We start from the raw sequence: 20,097 nt of genomic DNA, 5'->3' as shown, positions 1-20,097 counted from the left end.
TCTGCGGATTGTCGTGACTGACTGAAACATGATCGTGTTCGACTTTAACAATCGTGTCTGGCGTAGCAACCCCCAGCTTGATCGTTGTTGGAATCGTTTGACCATCAACCAGTTTCCAACCCGTTGGCACGGTACTGTTGGTATCAACGGTTTGATCGGTAACGCCATTAACCGTATCCGTCTTGACCGGATTATCGTTTTTGTCAACGTAAACAATCTTGGCCGTTTGCTTGTCAGCGGTGTAGTTGATCGTAACTGCATCGTCTTTGTCACCATTGGCAACTGCTTTGGCTTCAACCGTGGCTTGGCTCGGCGTGTAGCCATCAATGGTTGGCGCGGGATATTCCGGCCACTGCGCCGTTGACCAATCACCGTAGACAACCGAACCGTCAACCATATCAACCGTGGCGTTTCGATAGATCTTGGCCGTCTGGGTAATTGTCTTAACGCCTTCATGTGGGTCATTGATCGTAATCGTCCGTGTGATCGTTTGATCCAAATCACTATCGCTAACGCCCTTGAACTTAGCCACTCCGTTAGGAATATCAGTGCCATCAGTTTGTGGATTGTCGGGCGTAATCGTTACGTGATCATGTTCAACGATAATCTTGGTATCTGGTGTGTTGACGCCCAGCTTGATCGTTGTCGGAATCGTCTGACCGTCAACCAGTTTCCAGCCCGTTGGTACGGTGCTATTTGTGTCAACGGTTTGATCGGTAACGCCATTAACCGTGTCAGTCTTGACCGTATTGCCATTTTCATCGACATAAACGATCTTGGCCGTTTGTGGATCAGCCGTGTAGTGCAGAGTAACCGTTGAGTTGTCAGAATCGCTCGTCACTGTTGCCGTTGGCGCCGTTTCGGCCGTATAACCCGCAATCGCGCTTGGCGTGTAGGCCGCGAACGTCTGCGTGCCTTCCTTCCAATCCGTGTAACCCTTAAATTCGCCAGTTACCATATCGTATTGAGCTTGACGGCTGAAAGTCAGTTTTTGTGTCGTAGTTGACTGCGAACCATCGGGCTTAACTACCGTAATTGTCCGGGTAACGTCTTTATGCAATTTGTTCCAGGCTGCGTCATCAGTGTACATCAGATTAGGGTAGCGTTCTGAATTAGTCGTCCGTAAAGCAATTTTCGTTGGGTCTTTTGTTGGATCCTCTGGCCCGTTAAAAGATGCAACTTTATGTTTCAAATAAACTGTGTAAGTGTTCCCGTTAATTGACTGAGTTGGAAAAGCAACTTTAAAGGCATTGAAATAACCTTCCCCCGCAATCCAATCAGTCAACACACTTGAATCTGATACGCTGTCCAGCTCATAGTATTGCTGAAGATATATTGCATCTTCAGAGGCTTTACCCTGATCATCTAATCCATAAACATAAACTGACGTACTATTTTCACCCGGATTGCCCACGACTGACGTTGAATAAATGATTTTACCCTCTTCATCTTTATCAATCCATTGCACTGTAATGGTTTCTGACCGATAGAATATCTCGACCGTTGATGATGGCGAATCGGCATTAACACTCTCTTCATCAATCGTCTGAATCGGCTTTCCATCATCAGAATAGGCTTTATAGCCTGAAACTGTAGGTACGCTATATTTGATTAGCGAATTATTTTTAGAATACCAATCCGTATACCCCTTAAACTCACCGGTTACCATGTCGTATTGGGCTTGACGGCTAAAACTAACGGTTTGTTCAATTGTTTCATCCCCAGTTGGCTTATGTAGAATAATCGTCCGCTTAACAGTTCTATGTGTCTTGTCCCAAGCCGCGTCATCGGTGTACATCAGATTAGGGTAGCGTTCTGAATTGGTCGTCCGCAAGGCAACTTTAGTCGGGGATGAGTAGCCATCAGTCTTACTAATCTTGTGCGTTAAATGTATCGTGTAGGTGTTACCATCAATCCAACTGTCAATAGCCGGCATTGTCAGCGTAACGACATCATAGTATTTTCCTTTATAAAGTTTCAGCACGTTTGCATCCAAAACGCCAACGAGATTGTACATGCTGCTTAAAGCAACGGCGTCCGTTGATGCGCGACCGTTATCGTCCAAGCCGAAAATCCAAACGTTTTTGGTTTTACCAGGCTGTAAGGAAACGTTGGTCGAATAAACAACCTTGCCATTTTCGGTATCATCAACCCACTGTACCGTAACGGTTTCGGTATTCAACTTGTAGGTTATATTAACCGTGGCATTCGCTGTTGAGCCATCAACGGTTTGAGCAGGGACATTGGTCTGACTGGCCGTATAGTGTTCAATTGCGGGTATGTCAACGGCGTCCCACTGGCCCTTAGTCCAATCACCGTAAACAACGGAACCATCAACCATATCAACGACCGCGTCTCGTGTCGACGTAAAGGTCTGTTTCGTAGTCTTAGCTGTACCGCCGGGATTGGTGATCGTTACCGTCCGCGTTACCGTCTTATTCAGATTGCTTTGATCAACGCCTTTAAATTTCGCGGTTGTCGCACCATTTGGAATCTGCGTCCCAGCAGTCTGCGGATTATCATGCGTTACGGTAACGTGATCATGCTCAATTTTAATTATCGTATCTGGGATAATCTCGCTACCAAACGTTATGCTAGTTGGAATCTGCTGTGGTGTTGTCATTTTCCAGCCAGCTGGCACCGTGCTGCTAATCGTTTGCGTCTCCCCGACTTGGCCAAAAATCGTATCAGTTTTGATTGTCTTACCAGTAGTATCAATATATATGATATGCGTTGTTGAATAATATGTAACCGTTAATTCTCTGCTTGCAACCTTAGTAGGTGACTGACCAGCTTTTAGAGAAATAGAATCTGTGTAGCTTACTCCTGAAGAAACATTACCGCTATTCATAGGACTCCAGCCATCGACTTTGACATACGGGATAAAGTAGACAAAATACTGCCATCCAGCCGGCACGTTTTTGGTAGATTCAGTTGGCGTTTCCAAGCCTTCAATCTTAGTGCCCGTCTGCGTAATTGAATCAAGCACGAACGGCGTGGCGGTGTATTCCTTTGTTTCCGAATTATAAGTTGTCGTCCGCTTATATTTGGTAGTAATCACCGTATCGGGCATAAAATAATCATCTTGACCAGCTTTTTTGTAGTGAAGCGTCAGCTGAAGCGATGTGTGATTCATTGGATCATCATCAGCAATCTGCTGGACTGTTGCAGACGATGAATTACCGTCAGTCGAACTTCCAGCATTACTTGTCGTATCGGCAGCATTTCCTGTGCTGCCAGGCGCTGAACTTGCTGGTGCATCTGCGGAATTAATCGCTAACGTTTGTATAATCGTCGAACTGGATAATGATTCTTTCTCATTAACGAGCTGATCCGTATTTTCAGCCGATTGCGACTCATTGGATGTCATTTCAGATGGTGCGACTGCTGAAGATTCATCCACGGGTATCGATGTTGCTGATTTTAGCGAAACGTTTTGTGTTGCTCCCGATGCTGCTTGACTGCTGCTGGTTTCTACAACCGCAGCCGTTGGTGTTGAAGACTGGCTAACGGCTATGCTATCGGCAGCGGCCGGCATAGTTGAAACACTGCCCATCAACAGTGCGCCAGCTACTCCAATCATTCCTTTGACCAGGATGCCATGATTCAAGATACTAAGTATTTTGGATTGTGCGCTTACCCAATGTTTGCCAGCCTTATACAGCTTAATTCGGCAAATTTCATCAGTTATAAATTTCTTCCCAATTTGATATCTCTCCCTCATTTTGCTAATGCCTCCATTAAACAAAACTTCAACATAGAGAATATATCTTATTGGTAACTATGTATACATTTAATTTCATTTTTATGATGATTATCAACATTTTATAAATATACCAATTGAACAAAAAAAGGAAATGATCGCTTAACGCAACCATTTCCCTCAATCAAACCTATTGACAGAATTAGCCTTCCATCAGTTCCTTTTCTTTTTCATCGGCAATCTTTTCCAGGTTCTTGATTCCTTCATCGGTTTCTTTTTGAACCTTGTCTTCCAGCTTGTGGAATTCGTCATCGTTAAAGTCGCCGTTCTTGTTGCCCTTCTTCAAGTCGTCCATGGCTTCGCGCCGCACGTTACGAACCGCAACCTTGGCCTTTTCCAGTTCCGCCTTGACCTGCTTGACCAGTTCCTTACGCCGTTCTTCCGTCAGCTGTGGAATTACCAGCCGAATTGCCGAGCCATCGTTTTGCGGTGTCAAGCCCAGGTTGGAAGCATAGATTGCCTTTTCGATCTCACCAAGCAGACTTTCATCATATGGCGAGATCAGTAGCTGGCGAGCTTCTGGAACCGTAATTCCGGCTACTTGGTTCAAAGGTGTTGGCACACCATAGTACTCAACCTTCACTGAGTTGAGCAGACTGGCATTAGCACGACCGGCTCGAATGTCAGCCAAAGACCGCCGCAGTGCATCGCCGGACTTGCTCATTTTTTCTTTAGCTTCTGCTAGGATTTGTTTACCTTCAGCCATTATTTATTCCCCCTCAATCGTGGTTCCAATCTCTTCGCCTTTAACAACACGGACAATGTTGCCAGGCGTGTTTAGATTGAAGACTACCAATGGAATGTGATTGTCCATTGACAGCGAGCTGGCAGTGGAGTCCATCACTTGCAGGTGTTTATCCAAAATGTCCATGTGCGTCAGATGATCAAACTTAACGGCATCCTTAACCTTATTTGGATCAGCAGAGTAGACGCCGTCAACGCCATTCTTAGCCATCAAGATCGCATCGGCATCCATTTCGGCAGCCCGCAATGCCGCCGTCGTATCAGTCGAGAAGTATGGCGAGCCCGTACCGGCAGAGAAGATTACGACGCGACCCTTTTCCAGGTGACGAATGGCCTTGCGACGAATGTATGGTTCAGCGATCTGCCGCATTTCAATCGCCGTTTGAACGCGGGTTGGCACGCCGACTGACTCCAGAGCATCCTGTAGCGACAGACCATTCATGATCGTGCCCAACATGCCGATGTAGTCAGCCTGAGCGCGTTCCATTCCCATTTGTTCGCCCGTAACGCCGCGCCACATATTGCCACCGCCGCAGACGATGCAGACTTGAACGCCCAAATCGCAGACCTGCTTGATTTCTTCAGCGATCTTCTTGATTACCGGTGGATTGATACCAAAGCCTTTTTCGCCCGCTAAAGCTTCACCACTGAGCTTCAAAACGATCCGGTTGTATTTTACTTTAGACATTTGAAATTCCTTCCTGCTATGCATGATTTTGCAAAAAAAGCGCACCGATGTCATCGACCAGTGCGCATTTCGTCAATTAACGAATTACTTCAGTTGTTCCTTGACTTCAGCAGCCAGGTCGCTTTGCTTCTTTTCGATACCTTCACCGACTTCGTAGCGGATGAAGCTCTTCAGCTTGCCACCCTTGGATTCAACGTATTCAGCAACCGTAACGTCTGGATCCTTGACAAAGTCTTGGTCTGCCAGGCAGATTTGGGACAGGAACTTGTTAAGACGGCCTTCAACGATCTTGTCGACGATCTTTTCAGGCTTGCCTTCGTTCAGCGTTTCTTCCTTGAAGACTTCGCGTTCGTGAGCCAGACGATCAGCTGGAACTTCTTCACGAGTCATGAATTCTGGGTTAACGGCAGCAACGTGCATTGCAACGTCCTTAGCCGTTTCTTCGTCAGCGCCTTGCAAAACGACCAGCGCAGCAATTCGACCGCCTTGGTGCAGGTAAACACCAAAGTTGTCGCCGTCTTCCTTGTTAACAAAGGCGAAACGACGCAGAGAAACCTTTTCACCAGTCTTTTGAGTCGTGGAGATCAGGTCATCGTTCAGCGTACCGTTAGCCGTCTTGGAAGCCAAAGCAGCGTCCAGGTCAGCTGGCTTGTTTTCCAGCAACACCTTGGTAACGTCAGCCAGTGATTCCTTGAATGGGTCAGAAGCAGCCACAAAGTCCGTTTCTGAGTTCAATTCAACGATAACTGCCGTATTGCCATCAACCGCAATGTTGGTCAGACCTTCAGCAGCGATACGGTCGCTCTTCTTGGCAGCCTTGGCAATCCCCTTTTCACGCAGCCAGTCCATTGCCTTGTCCATGTCGCCATCACTGGCAACCAGGGCCTTTTTAGCGTCCATGATTCCGGCACCGGACTTTTTCCGCAGTTCCATTACTTGCTTAGCTTTGATTTCAGCCATGAGTACGTCTCTCCTTAAAAATAGATGTTTTTTAATAAAAAAGGCTGTTTTGCGCTTAGGCCAAAATGGTCCAAACTGCAAAACAGCCCAAGCGTTAACTAATTTGGTTAGTTGTTGCCTTCAACGCTGTTCTTCAGATTTTGCAGATCGTCTGAAGAAACTTCCTTTGGTTCGTCGGCAGCTTCAACGGCTTCTTCAGCTTGCTTGGCATCGTCTTGGCCTTGCTTGCCTTCGATGACAGCATCTGCCATCTTAGCCGTGATCAGACGAACGGCACGAATAGCATCATCGTTGGATGGGATGATAACATCAACATCGTCAGGATCAGTGTTGGTGTCAACCATGGCAACGATTGGAATGTGCAGCTTTTGAGCTTCCTTAACAGCGATTTGTTCCTTGTGTGGGTCCACAATGTACAAAACGTCTGGGATGCGTGGCATGTCTTCAATACCGCCCAAGAAACGTTCCAGCTTTTCGCGTTGCTTAGTCAGCACGGAAACTTCCTTCTTTGGCAGTACGTCAAACGTACCATCTTCGCTCATCTTCTTCAATTCCTTCAGGCGAGCAATCCGAGATTGGATCGTCTTCCAGTTGGTCAGGGTACCACCCAGCCAACGGTGGTTGACGTAGTATTGACCTGCACGCACAGCTTCTTCTTCAACAGAGTCTTGTGCTTGCTTCTTCGTACCAACGAACAGAACAACGCCACCCTTAGCAGCAACGTCCTTCATGTAGTCGTAGGCCGTGTCGATCATCTTAACCGTCTTTTGCAGATCGATAATGTAGATACCGTTGCGTTCCGTAAAGATGAATGGCTTCATCTTAGGGTTCCAACGACGAGTTTGGTGACCAAAGTGGACACCGGCTTCAAGCAATTGCTTCATGCTAACAACAGACATGAATCATACCTCCAAATAGTTTTTTCCTCCCTGCCGTTCATCTGTCAGGGGCACCAGTTGGCACTTCCTCTGACATCCCGCCAGGTGTGAATTGGGCATTTAGCACCGACTGATAGTATACAAAAAAAGGCCTGCCACCGCAAGCCTTTTTTTCTTCAATTATTTGAATTAGTCAAACTTGACCAGCTTGTCAGAGGTCCCGGTTTCAATCAGGTCCTTGTTGGCTGACAGACTGAATTTAACCATGTTCTTGACAGCAATATTGGTGTAGAAAGCCGTGTGTGGCGAAATCAGAACGTTTTCACGCGAGTTGAGATTCCAAAATTCTGGATAGGACATGTTCTTGCCTACCATATTGTGGTTAAAGACTTTGGTTTCGTCTTCCAAAACATCCAATGCTGCCCCGGCAACCTTGCCAGAGTCAAGCGCATTGATCAATGCCTGCTCGTCAATCAGCGGGCCACGAGACGCATTAACGATAAAGACGCCATCACGCATCTTATCAAAAGCTTCTTGGTTCAGCATATGCTCAGTTGATGGGAACAACGGAATGTGCAGCGTAACCACCGTCGCCTTGGCATAGAGTTCATCCAAAGTATCAACATAGAGTCCTTCTTTTTCAAGTTCGGGGTTGTGATAAACGTCATAGGCGATCACCTTGGCGCCAAAGCCCTTGTAGATATCGATCGCAACCCGGCCAATGTGACCAGTACCGATAACGCCGACCGTCTGCTGGTTCAGTTCTTGAGAAATTTGAGGTGCCCAGCGGAAGTCGCCGCGTTCAAATTTATGGAAGTATTCCTTGGTCCGCCGCAACAGATTCATCAATTGCGTAACAGAAAATTCAGCGATGGCGGCTGGTGAATATACTGGCACGTTGGTAACCTTAAACCCATACTTCTTAACCGTAGCTGGATTCATGTTGTCAACCCCAACATTACGCAGTGAAACATTATGAATGCCATAAGCGTTCAGCTTTTCAAAAACCGCATCGGTATATGGCTTTTGCTGGTAAACAACTACCCCATCAAATCCTTTTGCCATTGCGACCGTTTCTTCATCCAACAGCTTGTCGGTGATTTCAACGTCAACTTCTGGGTTTTCTTGTTCCCATTCCTTAACGAAAGGTTTTTCATCTTCACGAATACCATAAGCTAAGATCTTCATTGATTTCATACCTCCGATTGGCTTAGTTGTTTTTCATCGTTGTTTCCAGTATAACCCAAAAGTTAATAATTTAACAATTTTAGCTATTTTTGTTTATGAAAGCTCTTTAAAAGAAACCAACTCAGCGCGAAAACGCTTCTAAAAATCTAATTTAGCGTTCAAAAAAACACGATGTCTGCAAAACATCGTGTCAAAATTATTATCCTAGTTTAACCAGTTTGTCGCTGGCTCCCGTCAAGATCAGTTCGCGACTGGCATCCAGACTCTGTTCGACCATATTGCGCACGGCCTCATCCGTATAAAATGCTGTATGCGGTGTAATCAAAACGTTCTCGCGCGATTCAAGATTATCAAACGCTGGATAATTGGATGGTTGGTTGGCCATATTCTTGTTAAAAATCTTGGTTTCATCCTCCAAAACATCTAAGGCCGCCCCGCCAACCTGGCCGCTGTCGAGCGCTTCAATCAGATCCTGCTCATCGATTAAAGAGCCGCGCGACATATTAATAATCAAAACACCCTTTTGCATTTTGGCAAAAGAATCCCGATTGAGCATATGGTATGTTGATTTGACAGCTGGCACGTGCAACGAAATCACCGTAGATTCTTTGTATAGCTCATCCAAAGAATCCGTAAATACACCGGCCTTAACCAAATCTGGCTTAGGACGGTGATTGTAGACCATGACGCGTGCGCCAAATCCTCGGCAGATATGCGCCATAACGCGGCCGATGTGCCCAGCCCCGACAATGCCGACCGTCTGCTGATTAAGTTCCTTACCAATATTTGGCGCCCAACGATAGTCGCGTTTGGCAAACTTATTCTGAAATTCCTTAGTTCGCCGCAATAGGTTCAGCAGCTGCGTGACGCCAAATTCAGCAATGGCAGCTGGCGAGTAGACCGGCACGTTGGTAATCTTAAAACCATACTTGACTGCCGCTTCAGCATCGATGTTGTCAACGCCAACGTTACGCAAAGAAAGGTTGTGAATATTCATTTCATGCAGCCGTTTTAATAGGTCAGCCGAGTAGCTTTTCTGCTGGTAGGCAACCACACCATCGCAGCCCGCGGCCAATTCAGCTGACTCAACATCCAGCAGCTTGTCCGTACAGATCAGCTCAACGTCTGGATTGGCCCATTGCCAGTTTTTAACATAAGGACGTTCATCTTCACGAATCCCGTACGCAATAATCTTCATATCTCAAATTCCTCCACTACATAAACAAATCTTTATCTCCAAAAAAGATTATACAGACAGATTTAATTGAATGGAAGATTTTTTAATCAAATTTTAATATCGTGTGCTCGCAAGTAGGCAATTTTCTTAGCGCGCGACTGATGTTTAAAATGCCATTCCGCACTCAGCGCATCATGCTGGTTATCAAATTCTTCATAATACAAAAGCTTGAGCGGACGGCGTTTCTGTGGTCGGGTATACTTGGCTCCCTTGCCGGATTGATGCATTGCCAAACGCCGCCAGACATCCGTGGAGTAGCCGCCATACAGTGTTTGGTCCGCGCAATAGAGCACGTAAAAATAATAATGCCGCTCAGACGTTTTGACCATTAAACATCGCCTGCACTTCCGGTCCATACTCACCATCTTCACCCGCTACGATCAATGGCGGCATAATGCGCGTCCCATTTGGCTTACCGTCTTTAATCGCCTCGATCAGCACCATATTGGCTTCCATCCCCGGTTTGGGATAGATAAACTTGATTCTTTTCGGCGCCAAGCGATGGGTCGTCATCGTAGCCAGAATTTCCGGCAGCCGATCTGGCCGATGTACCAGATAGCCGCGCCCATTCATTTTCAAAAGGCCACTCATGCGATCACAGACCATTGCCAGATTAATCGTTAATTCGTGGCGGGCAATTGCCAGATAGCGGTTGGGATTTTTCTGACTGGCTGGCGCGTTCTTAAAATACGGCGGGTTGCAGACAACCACATCGGCATGGTCTTTAGCTACGTACTGGTAAACGTTGGCAACATCGTCATTGACCACGTCATAGCGGGCCGTCAGATCATTTAAGGCCACTGATCGCTGAGCCATATCAGCCAGCCGTTCCTGCAGCTCGATCTCATAAAAATGCCCGCCCAGCTTATGATGCAAAAACAGACCGATCGCGCCATTCCCAGCACACAGATCCACGATTTTGGTTTTTTGACGCCGATTTGGCCGCACAAAATCAGCCAGCAGCACGGCATCTAACGAAAAAGCAAAAACTTCACTGGATTGAATGATTTGTACTCCTTGCGCGCTGAGCTGATCGATACGCTCGTTTGGTTTAAGCTGAACGGTTGTCATATTTTTCCTCACTTAATTGCTAATAATTTGCTGTAGTTATATATGTTTGCTTGCATGTTTGAGTATGGTTCGTCATACTAAATATATAAAATTACTTTAAAAATTGGGAGTTGTTTAAATGCTCTATGATTTCTTGGTTCATCTGGTCAATCCGCTGTTAACGCTGTTTAATGGTCGGCCTCAGATTGAACATAAAGATCGCCTTCCTGAGGGCAACTATATTATCGTCGCACCGCACCGTACCTGGATGGACCCGGTTCTATTGGCTCTGGCCGTCTACCCTAAGAAATTTACGTTCATGGCTAAAGAAGAGCTTTTCAAAGGCCGGTTTGCCAACTGGTTTCTGCGCAAGCTGGGAGCTTTCCCCGTCAATCGCAAAAATCCAGGCCCTTCCGCTATTAAAACACCGGTCAAACTGCTTAGAAACGGCGATCGCTCAACCATCATCTTTCCGACCGGCTCGCGCTATTCCAGCAAAATCAAAGGCGGCGCGCTGATCATTGCTAAAATGGCCAACGTGCCGCTGGTGCCAGCCGTCTACCAGGGACCGTTGAAACTAAGCAGCATCTTCAAACGACAAAAACGCAAGATCAATTTCGGCGAGCCCATCTATATTGACCGCAAGCTGCGCCTAACCGATGAGAATCAACAGGAACTGGAACGCCAGATGCAGATCGCATTCGATCAGCTGGATAACGAGCTTGATCCCAATTACCACTACTACATGCCCGAAAAACCAAAAGACGACGATTTTTAATCGGGCTTATTAATTTTAAATTAAGTCCTGGCTTTAGCCTGACAGCTGGCCACTAAAAATCAGTCAGACTGACCAGGATTTTTGTCAATACTAATCAAAAAGGATCGATGCAGTGCACCGGTCCTTTTTAATTGCTATTTACCTGCCTTGCGCGCTTGAGCCTTCATCGCTTGCATCATTTGGTGCAGTTTGCGATCTGAAGGTTTTTGGCCCATTTGCATCATCATCGTCCGCAGCATATCTTCAGAAATCGGCGGATTGTTACGCAGGTAGTTTTCCATGTATTTCCGAGCACCAAAGAAGCCAACCAAAAGGCCAACCAGCAGTGCCAGGATGATCAACATGATACTAAGCCCAGTACTCATGGATGTTTCCCCCTTATTTTAGATAACGATACTAATGTTACACGATATCGGCGTCAAATAAAAGACGCATTCGATGAATTAATCATTGAATCAGTCGTCACGCAGCCCTTTTTTGCGTTGAATCTGCCGAACTTTTTCCGGCGTGACCTCTTTGCCGTTTTTGTCAAAGACCCGCATCATTTCAATGTTTGAGCGAAAAGCTTCCCGGAAATTCTTCAAATATTGATCACGCAGCTGTTTGCGTTCAGCTTTTTCAGCCACGGTCAGTCCTTCTGTTTTGTTTTTATGTGCCAGCTCATTAATTCGTTTGAGCAGCTTTTCTTGTGCTTTTGAATCAGCCATAATTTTCTTCCCCTCTGCCTGAAACAGTGATTTTTACGTTATTTAGTGTAGCGAACGCCGCATTATTTAGCAAGCAATCCGTGTCGTTAAGTTTCAACGAACGTATGTTTGAAAATGCTTGGCAAGTATGATATAATTGCTCTAAATCTGAAAATGAGGTGGCAACATGGTAAAAACAGCAGCCAGCAAGCAAATGGCCGTTCTCAGCTACATTCATCAACAGGTCGCCACTCACGGCTATCCGCCAACCGTTCGCGAAATCTGTAAAGCTGTCGGCCTTTCATCTACATCTACCGTTCACGGGCATATCAATCGGCTTATTAAGAAGGGCTATCTGCAAAAGGACCCTTCCAAGCCGCGTGCCCTAGAGATTACGCCCGCCGGCATGGACGTCTTAGGAATTGCGCCAAAGCAGGAAAAGATTCCATTATTAGGGATCGTAGCTGCCGGTGAGCCGATTCTCGCGGTTGAAGATGCAACGGATTATTTCCCAATCCCGCCTTCGATCCCGGACCATAACGACCTGTTCATGCTGCAGATCCAAGGCAATTCCATGGTCAACATGGGCATCTTAAACGGCGATAAAGTCATTGTTCGGAAGCAGGATACCGCTAAAAACGGCGACATCGTCATTGCCATGAATGATGACAACGAGGCGACCTGCAAGCGTTTCTTCAAGGAAAACGGTCATTATCGCCTACAACCGGAAAACGACACGATGGCACCGATTATTCTGGATCAGGTAACCATTTTAGGTAAAGTCGTCGGGCTTTTCCGCGACAGCATCTACTAAAAAAGAGATGGGGCAATTCCCACCTCTTTTTTGTTTTGCTAATCTGTCGGCTCTTTTTCATCAGCTTTTTGACTGCTGGAACTGACCGCATCGGGAACGTCAACTTGATGCCCAAACTCCTTTAAGATCTGCTGGTCGTTTTCGTCAGGATTTTTCACCTTGCAGGCAACCTCATCCAGATCCACGCGCCAAACATGAACCTGGTCAACCATCGCTGCGGTTAACGGATGTGGCATACGTGCCACGTAATGGTGCATCATTACGGTCAGTGCGTGTACTTTGTCTTCAGCTGCCGTCAATTCTTTAACCGTCCCCTTGCCAATTACGCTATGGAAACTGGCACTGAAAAGGCAGTCCCGCGCTGCCGGAAGTAGCTGATAATCACTGCACATCTCTACGCCAACATGCGGATCAGCCTTCATTAAGCGCGCCCGCTTGCCTGCGTCATTGCCATGAAAGTAAAGGCAAAAATGCTGGTGCTCATCCAATTCAAAACCGAAGTGAACCGGTACGATATAAACCGAATCACCATCCTGTACGCCGATTTGGGCAACATTACAATGTGTCATTACCCATTCAACCGTATTGGGGTCAAAATAAATATCATCTCTCATCAAAGCCGCCTCTTTTATAATCATTTTTTAATAAATTATAAACAGGCTAAGCTTAAATTACAATCTCAGTCAGCTTAAAAACTTTACAGCTGGTGCTTGTCCACGTATTGACGCTGATGATTTTTTTGGCCGGCTAAGACGAAACGAGCCGGATCCGCGCTGATGTCGTATTCAACGTCTTCTTTATTCATCCCCAGCTGGTCGTTGAACTGCTGCTCATAGGCTGCGATCGAAATCAGCTGGCGTTCACTGAGATCACCGGCTACGTTGCTGAGCCGTTCTTGATATCCCGGCTGCAGAATTCCGCTGTAAAACTCGCCTTCCGCGCCCGATCCATAGCTGAACAGGCCAATGCGCTGACCAGGCTTTAGCTCAGAATCATTTTGCAAAAGCGACATCAGGCCTAGATAAAGCGACCCGGTATAGAGATTGCCAACCCGGCGGCTGTAGTTTTGGCTGGCCAACAATGCTTTACGCAGGCGCCAGGCCGTTTGATCATCCCGTTCACCCAAGACAGCTTCCAAAGCTTTTTTGCCCATCTTGGTAAATGGCAGATGAAAAGCGATTGCCCCAAAATCATCCAGCTTGCGATCCGTTAATTTTTCATAGCGATTCAGTGTGTGCTTGAAAAAGTCAATGTAGACGTTGGTCGAATACTTGCCATCAACCATGGCTTCAGTAGCATAAAGCGGCCGCCAAAAGTCCATCACGTCTTGCGAATAAGCAACGCTGGTCCGTTCAATCGCCAAGATCCCTGGTTCAGCCGCAATCAGCATGGCAACCGCTCCAGCACCCTGCGTAACCTCGCCAGCCGTCTTTAAGCCGTAACGCGCTACGTCAGCTGCAATTACCAAAACCGCCTTTTCTGGTTCCAGCGCGACCTGACCTCTGGCAAACTGAATCGCTGCCGTTGCTGAATAGCAGGCTTCCTTAACTTCAACGGTCCTTACGTAGTCATCCAGATTCAGCAGCCGCTTAATATAGATCGCACTGGCCTTGGAGTTGTCAATTCCTGATTCTGTAGCAACGATAACCGTAGCAATCCGTTCACGATCATCTTCATCCAGCAGCTTGTCGGCAGCAGCAGCTCCCATTGTCACGATATCCTGCGTAGGCGGTAAAACTGCCTGCTCGCTTTGACCAATCCCGATTAGATATTTATTGGGATCGACACCGCGCACTTTAGCCAGTTTAGTCAAATCAATATATTCTGACGTTGTCGCAAACGCCATCTTATCAATTCCAATCTTCATCTGCACTTACCTAATCCACATCGGCCACTGGGTTTTCTTTAGTCAGGTAGTGCGGTTCGCTTGGCGTCTGACCGAAGTAGTGTTCAATCAATTGCTTGAGTTCGTCCATGGCCGCATGCGTCCGCTGAATCTGTTCTTCATTAATGGCTTCCATAACGATGACCACGTTTTTAGAATCGCTGGTCAGCATCGTACGCTGTGCATCGCGCCAGTTCAAACTGCGGCAAACGGCACCGGCATCGTCATAATAGAGAATCTCGCCTTCCCGGGCTGGATCATCCTTGTCAGCACCGACCGGCTGGAAGCTTTCGCCACCCTTGGCCTTGCCTAGATGCATATCGCCGGCAATCTTATCACGATCCTCGATACCAACAGGAACGCCATAGCGCAGCGAGATGCTGTTGTAGACGTCAACCAGCGGCTCAATCGGTTCAAAAACGTGTCCTTGACTGGCCCGCTTGAGCAGTGCCTCAATTGATGCTCGGGCACCCTTACGCTTAGGGAACTTGGCATAGGCTTCACGCCACTGTGCAACGACTGGATTATCACGGAAAGTTTCTTCTTTGGTGAACTTGGCTGATTCCGCGGTTGCCTGTTTTAATAATTCAGCACGTTCGGCCTTGTTCTCATCCGTATCATGGTTATCAATCCCATCAACGTACATAATTGCAATCTCTGCATCAGGAAAGACTTCCCAAAAACTTTCATCTACTACGACACGTTTCATAATAAAACTCCTTTACTCATTTAATGTCTCTATTATCTCTTAAATATCGTTAATAATTTCTTTGACCGCCTGCTTTAACAAAATCCCAGTCTTTTTCAAGATTTTGGCGCATCCGCTGCAGATAGTCATGAGCCTGCTTAGCTTCCTGGGGCGAAAAGCCTTGTAAAGCGACCTCATTTGAATGTTCATTTTCACGAATAATAAACGGGTATAGTTCCGCTCCTTTTTTCGTTACATACATTCGCTTGATCCGATGATTGGCCGGATCAGAACGTCGCACGATTAAGCCGTTTTTTTCCAATTTGGCAACCGCTCTGGCAATCGTCGTTTTATCCATCAAAATTAATTTGGCCAAATCCCGCGCAATAATGCCAGGATGCTCATAGATTCGAACCAAATATACGAACTGTCCCCGTGCCAGCTCTATTTTTTTAAATTCCGCGTTGGCCATGGCATCCAAGGCTCGCGATGCCATTCCCATCTCGCGTAATACATCAATCACCGTCCCGCCTCCTTTCATGATCAATATTATATCGACTGTCGGTTGTAATTGCAACTTTAAACTGAAATGTGAAAAATATTCACGTTTTTTCTTATAAAATTTCAATTTAGGGGTTTTCATTTTCGATCCAGTATAGTAATATAATTAATCGTAAGGAGTGCCGACATTCACTTCTTTCTTGACTACCAGCTATTTGGTGCGATTCCGTTTCTTTAAACTGCGGGGGATCGTCATCTGATAGCTTTTTTTATTTATACATAATTAAAAAGCTCGTTTGATTCGCAGTCAGCGAAATCAAGCGAGTTTTCTATTTTATTGATACCTAGGCTTTGAAATCATTCATCGTTTTATTCAGCAACTGATCGACCGTAACGTTGCCGTGACTGTCGGCATGTCCCTTGGTCCATTTAAAGCGCAGCTGCTTGAATTTAGGCAGCAGCACGCTCACCTCGGCCCACAGTTCTTGATTGGCAACCGGCTTACCGCCAGAAGTCTTCCAGCCGCGCCGTACCCAACCGTACAGCCACCCTTTATTGATCGCATTTAAAACGTATTGCGAGTCGAGAATGCCCTCAATCGGCTCGTTTTGCAGGTTTAACTCAAGCAGACGCTGCAGACACTTTAAAAGCCCCATGACCTCCATCCGATTGTTGGTAGCACCCAATTCACCAGCTGAATCGGTGATTTTTAAGCCATCCTCAAACCGAATCAGATAAGCCCAGGCTGCTAGATCGTCTTGATGAACGTGATCGCCCCGTCGATTGCCATGATTGCGTGAACCGCCATCTGTATAAAAAACAATCGTCGGAATAAATCGGGGGCCCTGTTCCTCGCCGAATAGATCCAGACTGGTCTGTGTTGCATGCTTGACGGCCCGCGGCTTGCTCTTTTCCGGCTGCTGCAGCCACGCCAAAGCCTCTTCTCTGGTCATAAATCCCTTGAAGCGCGCATTAGCAAAGCCAGCAACCTGTTTTTGGCATTCCGGCCAGCTGGTGTAGATGCCGGGCTTTTTGCCACGGCGCACGGCATAAAACTTTTTTGAAGCCAAATCAATTCCCCCTGCTATTGTTCTACTGAAGCGCCAGAAACCGCGTCCTGCGTCTTGTCCGGCGTCTGGATGTCGGCAAGCTGCTCGCCTTTTTGCAAACGATTGGCATGGATTGAAGCCGCCGATACGCCATCAATTATTTTACCATCAACTATCCCATGTTCAAAATCATGGGCTTCACAAAGCTCGCAGATCCGCTCAACGTCCTCGGTAACCTGTAACGCCCCCAGGTACTGATTTTGAGCATCACGAATCGCATAATATCGAATCAGCACGCGATGACCGCCCATAACCTGTGGCGATTCAACCACGTCTTTTGTACCGGTATGCAAAGCTTTTAAAACCTGCTTGACCAGTGGCTGTACAGGCTTAGGATGACAGCCCAGCACCGAATGCGTCAAGCGTTTCTGCAGCCGGTCGTTGTCGCGCCACGGGTTGGGCGAATACCAGACATATTCATCATTTTTGTTAACGTAATCCAATTCATATGGCATGTGGGCAAAAATTGCCGCGGCTTCTTTTAGCGTCAGCCGGCCGCTTAAAAACGTGATTACGCCGCGTTCAAAAGTCGGTTCTGTGCTCATATCAACCATCCTCTCAAAATCGTTCTTAATTTATCTTAAAGGTAACCGTACCAAATCGCAAAGAATGCTAAAATAAAATTAAAAATAAAGCAGAAAGGGATGATTGGATGCGCAGACATCATCAACAATCAGCAACCACTAAAGATGAGCAGATTGAGCACTTCAATGCCGCTCCCGACACCGGCTTGACTAAAGATCAAGTGGCGCAGCGCACCCAGGCTGGCTTGACCAACACCGCCATCAATACGACCTTCAAAACCACGCGGCAGATTGTCTATAGCAATACGTTTACCTTTTTTAATTTAATTTTCGTTGTTTTGGCGGTCTTACTGGTGCTGGTTCATTCATACAAGGATATGACCTTTTTACCCGTAATTATTGCCAACACCGTAATTGGCATTATCCAAGAATTACGCTCTAAAAAGGTGCTGGAAAAGCTGACAGTGCTAAATGCAGCCAAGGCAACGGTAATTCGTGATGGCAAAACGATTCAGCTGCCAACTGATCAGCTGGTGCTGGATGATATCATCGAGTTGAAAACCGGTCAGCAGATTCCAGCCGATGCGCAGCTTTTAACCGGTTCGCTCAACGTCAATGAGTCGCTGCTGACTGGGGAAGCTGATGAGATCACCAAACATCCCGGCGACAATCTGATGTCAGGCAGCTTTGTCGTTTCCGGTTCGGCACGGGTTCGCTTGACGCATGTCGGTGCTGATTCGTATGCCGCCAAGCTGACAGCCAAGGCACAAAAAATGGATACGACCGAAGAATCAGCCATGATCAAATCACTCAATCGGCTGATCAAATTCGTCGGCATCATTATTATTCCAATTGGTGCCGCACTGTTTTATGAATCATACGTGCATAATGGCAACCCGCTTAAGCAAAGCATCGTTTCCATGGAAGCAGCCTTGATCGGCATGATTCCTGAAGGGCTCTACCTTTTAGCAACCGTCGCGCTGGCTTTGAGTGCCATGCGCTTGGCACAGCAGCGGGTTTTGCTGCACAGTATGAAAAGCATTGAGACCCTGGCCCGTGTTACGGTGTTGTGCGTTGATAAAACCGGGACGATCACCGAAAATCAAATGCAGGTTCAGCGTTTCTTTATTGCCCAGCAGGCTCCGATCAACGACCATCAGCTGCGCAGCCTGATCAGTGATTTTTGCGCGGTCATGCCTGGCGACAACTCAACGATGAAAGCCATGAAAGAATACTTTGCGCAAGGCAGCGGCCGCCAAGCTAATCAGATCGTGCCGTTCAGTTCTGCCTGGAAGTACTCGGGCGTGGGCTTTGGCAATGAAAGCTACGTCTTAGGCGCCCCAGAAATGGTACTAAGAGACAGTGTCGCCATGTTTAGCAATGAATTTGAGCCATATGCCAAGCAAGGCTATCGGGTCCTGGTATTCGGAAAGTATCAAGGTCAGTTGAGCAAAGCTAGTCTTAGCGCCCCAGTTATCCCACTAGGATTCGTTTTGCTGAGAAATCCCGTCCGCAAGACTGCCCCTGCCACCTTCCGCTATTTCGCCGAACAAGGCGTCAAGATCAAGGTTATCTCGGGTGATGATCCATTAACGGTTGCCAGCGTAGCCAAACAGGCGCAGATTGAAGGCGCGCAAAATTGTGTAAGCGCGGCTGCCTTAACTGATCGCGAATATGAAAGTGCCCTACAGCGATACACGGTTTTTGGCCGAGTGACGCCAGATCAAAAGCAAAAGTTCGTCACCGCGCTGCAAAAACAAGGTGAAGTCGTTGCCATGACCGGCGATGGCGTCAATGACATTTTAGCCATGAAGCGGGCAGATACCAGTATTGCCATGGCTTCAGGCAACGAGGCCACCATGAATGCCGCTCAGATGGTTCTGCTTGATTCTGACTTTGCCAAAATGCCGCAGGTTGTCGCGCAAGGACGGCAAGTCGTCAATAATATTGAACGGTCGGCCAGTCTGTTTTTGGTTAAAAACATCTTTTCACTGCTTTTATCCATCTTTACGCTGGTCTTTGCCTTCAACTACCCGCTCGATCCTTCTCACATCACGCTGATCAGCCTGTTTACGATTGGGACGCCCTCATTCTTGCTGGCCTTGGAAACCAATCATCAGCGCATCCATGGCAAGTTTCTGCCCAACGTTTTGCGCCGGGCCCTGCCTGGTGGAATCACCGATATGTTTACGGTTGGCGTCATTGTGGTTTGCGGAGCCTTGTTTGGCCTCAGCCGCCAAGACATCTCAACGGCCTCAACCATGATTCTGGCCGCGGTCGGCTTCATGGTGCTCTACCAGATCTGTCATCCACTTAACAAGTTCCGCAGCATCATCTTTTATGGCTGCATCATGGGTCTTTTAGTCTGTGCGTCGCTGTTTGGCAGTCTGTTTGGCATTGACCACGTTTCGGCAGTTGCTCTGGGATTTGCCTTCGTACTTTCTTTGACCGGCGATTCCAGTCTGACCCACCTGACGCGCTGGACGGATCTGGTTTACGAGCACTTTTTCGCCAACCTTGGTCAAAAGCCTAAGCATGGTATGCAAAAACAAAACTAGCAGCATTTTCAGCGGTTCAGCTAATTTTGACGGCTGTTCTTAAACG

At 47.0% G+C, this 20,097-nt stretch carries 20 protein-coding genes; 3 read left to right on the top strand and 17 right to left on the bottom strand.

The window, feature by feature from the left end; translation table 11 throughout:
- The 9 genes from ACLUWI_RS07395 to ACLUWI_RS07355 all read right to left on the bottom strand — a co-directional run.
- Nucleotides 1–3,724: mucin-binding protein (locus ACLUWI_RS07395; protein ID WP_412146787.1), on the bottom strand; the 3,724-nt coding region annotated here is incomplete at its 3' end.
- Between the two features lie 181 nt (nucleotides 3,725–3,905).
- The gene (gene frr / locus ACLUWI_RS07390; protein WP_412146786.1) at nucleotides 3,906–4,469 is read right to left on the bottom strand and encodes a ribosome recycling factor; all 564 of its coding nucleotides are present in this window, start codon (nucleotides 4,467–4,469) and stop codon (nucleotides 3,906–3,908) included.
- A 3-nt stretch (nucleotides 4,470–4,472) separates the two neighbouring features.
- Entirely contained in the window at nucleotides 4,473–5,195 is a 723-nt protein-coding gene (gene pyrH / locus ACLUWI_RS07385) for a UMP kinase (protein ID WP_006499135.1), read from the bottom strand.
- Between the two features lie 84 nt (nucleotides 5,196–5,279).
- Complete coding sequence (tsf, locus tag ACLUWI_RS07380; RefSeq protein ID WP_006499136.1) at nucleotides 5,280–6,155, bottom strand: translation elongation factor Ts; 876 nt, start codon at nucleotides 6,153–6,155, stop codon at nucleotides 5,280–5,282.
- Nucleotides 6,156–6,262: 107 nt separating this feature from the next.
- The gene (gene rpsB, locus ACLUWI_RS07375; RefSeq protein WP_412146785.1) at nucleotides 6,263–7,054 is read right to left on the bottom strand and encodes a 30S ribosomal protein S2; all 792 of its coding nucleotides are present in this window, start codon (nucleotides 7,052–7,054) and stop codon (nucleotides 6,263–6,265) included.
- Between the two features lie 168 nt (nucleotides 7,055–7,222).
- Nucleotides 7,223–8,221 carry a D-2-hydroxyacid dehydrogenase gene (locus tag ACLUWI_RS07370; RefSeq protein ID WP_412146784.1) on the bottom strand — a complete coding sequence of 333 codons (999 nt, stop codon included), beginning with the start codon at nucleotides 8,219–8,221 and terminating at the stop codon, nucleotides 7,223–7,225.
- A 199-nt stretch (nucleotides 8,222–8,420) separates the two neighbouring features.
- Complete coding sequence (locus tag ACLUWI_RS07365) at nucleotides 8,421–9,419, bottom strand: D-2-hydroxyacid dehydrogenase (RefSeq protein WP_412146783.1); 999 nt, start codon at nucleotides 9,417–9,419, stop codon at nucleotides 8,421–8,423.
- Nucleotides 9,420–9,505: 86 nt separating this feature from the next.
- Nucleotides 9,506–9,787 (bottom strand): GIY-YIG nuclease family protein, encoded by a 282-nt coding sequence (locus ACLUWI_RS07360; RefSeq protein ID WP_412146782.1) that lies wholly within the window; start codon nucleotides 9,785–9,787, stop codon nucleotides 9,506–9,508.
- Nucleotides 9,771–10,529, bottom strand: a complete 759-nt coding sequence (locus tag ACLUWI_RS07355; protein WP_412146781.1) for a tRNA1(Val) (adenine(37)-N6)-methyltransferase — start codon at nucleotides 10,527–10,529, stop codon at nucleotides 9,771–9,773. Before ACLUWI_RS07355 ends, ACLUWI_RS07360 begins: the two co-directional genes overlap by 17 nt.
- Nucleotides 10,530–10,647: 118 nt before the next feature.
- Here ACLUWI_RS07355 and ACLUWI_RS07350 point away from each other — a divergent pair, with 118 nt between their 5' ends.
- Nucleotides 10,648–11,286 (top strand): lysophospholipid acyltransferase family protein, encoded by a 639-nt coding sequence (locus ACLUWI_RS07350; protein ID WP_412146780.1) that lies wholly within the window; start codon nucleotides 10,648–10,650, stop codon nucleotides 11,284–11,286.
- Between the two features lie 134 nt (nucleotides 11,287–11,420).
- Here ACLUWI_RS07350 and ACLUWI_RS07345 read toward each other — a convergent pair whose 3' ends face one another.
- Nucleotides 11,421–11,651, bottom strand: coding sequence for a YneF family protein (locus tag ACLUWI_RS07345; protein WP_034540131.1), 231 nt, complete (start codon nucleotides 11,649–11,651; stop codon nucleotides 11,421–11,423).
- Between the two features lie 90 nt (nucleotides 11,652–11,741).
- A complete protein-coding gene (locus ACLUWI_RS07340) occupies nucleotides 11,742–11,993 on the bottom strand; it encodes a DUF896 domain-containing protein (protein ID WP_412146779.1) in 252 nt (83 codons plus the stop codon).
- 166 nt (nucleotides 11,994–12,159) lie between these two features.
- Here ACLUWI_RS07340 and lexA point away from each other — a divergent pair, with 166 nt between their 5' ends.
- Nucleotides 12,160–12,786: a transcriptional repressor LexA gene (gene lexA / locus ACLUWI_RS07335; protein ID WP_033935046.1), complete on the top strand. Its 627-nt coding sequence runs from the start codon at nucleotides 12,160–12,162 to the stop codon at nucleotides 12,784–12,786.
- A gap of 38 nt (nucleotides 12,787–12,824) precedes the next feature.
- On the opposite strand, the gene ACLUWI_RS07330 is transcribed toward lexA, so the two are convergent.
- The 6 genes from ACLUWI_RS07330 to ACLUWI_RS07305 all read right to left on the bottom strand — a co-directional run bounded on the left by ACLUWI_RS07330 (nucleotide 12,825) and on the right by ACLUWI_RS07305 (nucleotide 17,514).
- Nucleotides 12,825–13,400, bottom strand: coding sequence for a pyridoxamine 5'-phosphate oxidase family protein (locus tag ACLUWI_RS07330; RefSeq protein WP_412146778.1), 576 nt, complete (start codon nucleotides 13,398–13,400; stop codon nucleotides 12,825–12,827).
- Between the two features lie 83 nt (nucleotides 13,401–13,483).
- Nucleotides 13,484–14,653: a hydroxymethylglutaryl-CoA synthase gene (locus ACLUWI_RS07325; protein ID WP_412146788.1), complete on the bottom strand. Its 1,170-nt coding sequence runs from the start codon at nucleotides 14,651–14,653 to the stop codon at nucleotides 13,484–13,486.
- Between the two features lie 10 nt (nucleotides 14,654–14,663).
- Nucleotides 14,664–15,380 carry a B3/4 domain-containing protein gene (locus ACLUWI_RS07320; protein ID WP_412146777.1) on the bottom strand — a complete coding sequence of 239 codons (717 nt, stop codon included), beginning with the start codon at nucleotides 15,378–15,380 and terminating at the stop codon, nucleotides 14,664–14,666.
- Nucleotides 15,381–15,429: 49 nt separating this feature from the next.
- On the bottom strand, nucleotides 15,430–15,882 hold the full coding sequence (locus ACLUWI_RS07315) for a MarR family winged helix-turn-helix transcriptional regulator (protein WP_169461414.1): 453 nt from the start codon (nucleotides 15,880–15,882) through the stop codon (nucleotides 15,430–15,432).
- Between the two features lie 322 nt (nucleotides 15,883–16,204).
- On the bottom strand, nucleotides 16,205–16,930 hold the full coding sequence (locus ACLUWI_RS07310; protein ID WP_412146776.1) for a ribonuclease H family protein: 726 nt from the start codon (nucleotides 16,928–16,930) through the stop codon (nucleotides 16,205–16,207).
- Nucleotides 16,931–16,944: 14 nt separating this feature from the next.
- Entirely contained in the window at nucleotides 16,945–17,514 is a 570-nt protein-coding gene (locus ACLUWI_RS07305; RefSeq protein WP_412146775.1) for a PAS domain-containing protein, read from the bottom strand.
- Between the two features lie 107 nt (nucleotides 17,515–17,621).
- On the opposite strand from ACLUWI_RS07305, the gene ACLUWI_RS07300 reads away from it, so the two are divergent.
- On the top strand, nucleotides 17,622–20,051 hold the full coding sequence (locus ACLUWI_RS07300; protein ID WP_412146774.1) for a cation-translocating P-type ATPase: 2,430 nt from the start codon (nucleotides 17,622–17,624) through the stop codon (nucleotides 20,049–20,051).
- Nucleotides 20,052–20,097: the final 46 nt, after the last annotated feature.

It is taken from the genome of Limosilactobacillus mucosae (assembly GCF_046939755.1).
Lineage (GTDB): Bacteria > Bacillota > Bacilli > Lactobacillales > Lactobacillaceae > Limosilactobacillus > Limosilactobacillus mucosae_A.
The sequence above is the reverse complement of the archived record's forward strand: the minus strand, read 5'-3'. Positions and strand labels throughout refer to the sequence as shown.

Excerpts from the sequence above, each read along its gene's own strand:
- lexA (WP_033935046.1), top strand. The coding sequence starts at position 12,160 with ATGGTAAAAACAGCAGCCAGCAAGCAAATGGCCGTTCTCAGCTACATT.
- ACLUWI_RS07325 (WP_412146788.1), bottom strand. The coding sequence starts at position 14,653 with ATGAAGATTGGAATTGATAAGATGGCGTTTGCGACAACGTCAGAATAT.
- ACLUWI_RS07365 (WP_412146783.1), bottom strand. The coding sequence starts at position 9,419 with ATGAAGATTATTGCGTACGGGATTCGTGAAGATGAACGTCCTTATGTT.
- frr (WP_412146786.1), bottom strand. The coding sequence starts at position 4,469 with ATGGCTGAAGGTAAACAAATCCTAGCAGAAGCTAAAGAAAAAATGAGC.
- ACLUWI_RS07340 (WP_412146779.1), bottom strand. The coding sequence starts at position 11,993 with ATGGCTGATTCAAAAGCACAAGAAAAGCTGCTCAAACGAATTAATGAG.
- ACLUWI_RS07305 (WP_412146775.1), bottom strand. The coding sequence starts at position 17,514 with ATGAGCACAGAACCGACTTTTGAACGCGGCGTAATCACGTTTTTAAGC.
- ACLUWI_RS07300 (WP_412146774.1), top strand. The coding sequence starts at position 17,622 with ATGCGCAGACATCATCAACAATCAGCAACCACTAAAGATGAGCAGATT.
- ACLUWI_RS07355 (WP_412146781.1), bottom strand. The coding sequence starts at position 10,529 with ATGACAACCGTTCAGCTTAAACCAAACGAGCGTATCGATCAGCTCAGC.
- ACLUWI_RS07360 (WP_412146782.1), bottom strand. The coding sequence starts at position 9,787 with ATGGTCAAAACGTCTGAGCGGCATTATTATTTTTACGTGCTCTATTGC.
- ACLUWI_RS07370 (WP_412146784.1), bottom strand. The coding sequence starts at position 8,221 with ATGAAGATCTTAGCTTATGGTATTCGTGAAGATGAAAAACCTTTCGTT.
- ACLUWI_RS07330 (WP_412146778.1), bottom strand. The coding sequence starts at position 13,400 with ATGAGAGATGATATTTATTTTGACCCCAATACGGTTGAATGGGTAATG.
- pyrH (WP_006499135.1), bottom strand. The coding sequence starts at position 5,195 with ATGTCTAAAGTAAAATACAACCGGATCGTTTTGAAGCTCAGTGGTGAA.
- tsf (WP_006499136.1), bottom strand. The coding sequence starts at position 6,155 with ATGGCTGAAATCAAAGCTAAGCAAGTAATGGAACTGCGGAAAAAGTCC.
- ACLUWI_RS07320 (WP_412146777.1), bottom strand. The coding sequence starts at position 15,380 with ATGAAACGTGTCGTAGTAGATGAAAGTTTTTGGGAAGTCTTTCCTGAT.
- rpsB (WP_412146785.1), bottom strand. The coding sequence starts at position 7,054 with ATGTCTGTTGTTAGCATGAAGCAATTGCTTGAAGCCGGTGTCCACTTT.
- ACLUWI_RS07350 (WP_412146780.1), top strand. The coding sequence starts at position 10,648 with ATGCTCTATGATTTCTTGGTTCATCTGGTCAATCCGCTGTTAACGCTG.
- ACLUWI_RS07345 (WP_034540131.1), bottom strand. The coding sequence starts at position 11,651 with ATGAGTACTGGGCTTAGTATCATGTTGATCATCCTGGCACTGCTGGTT.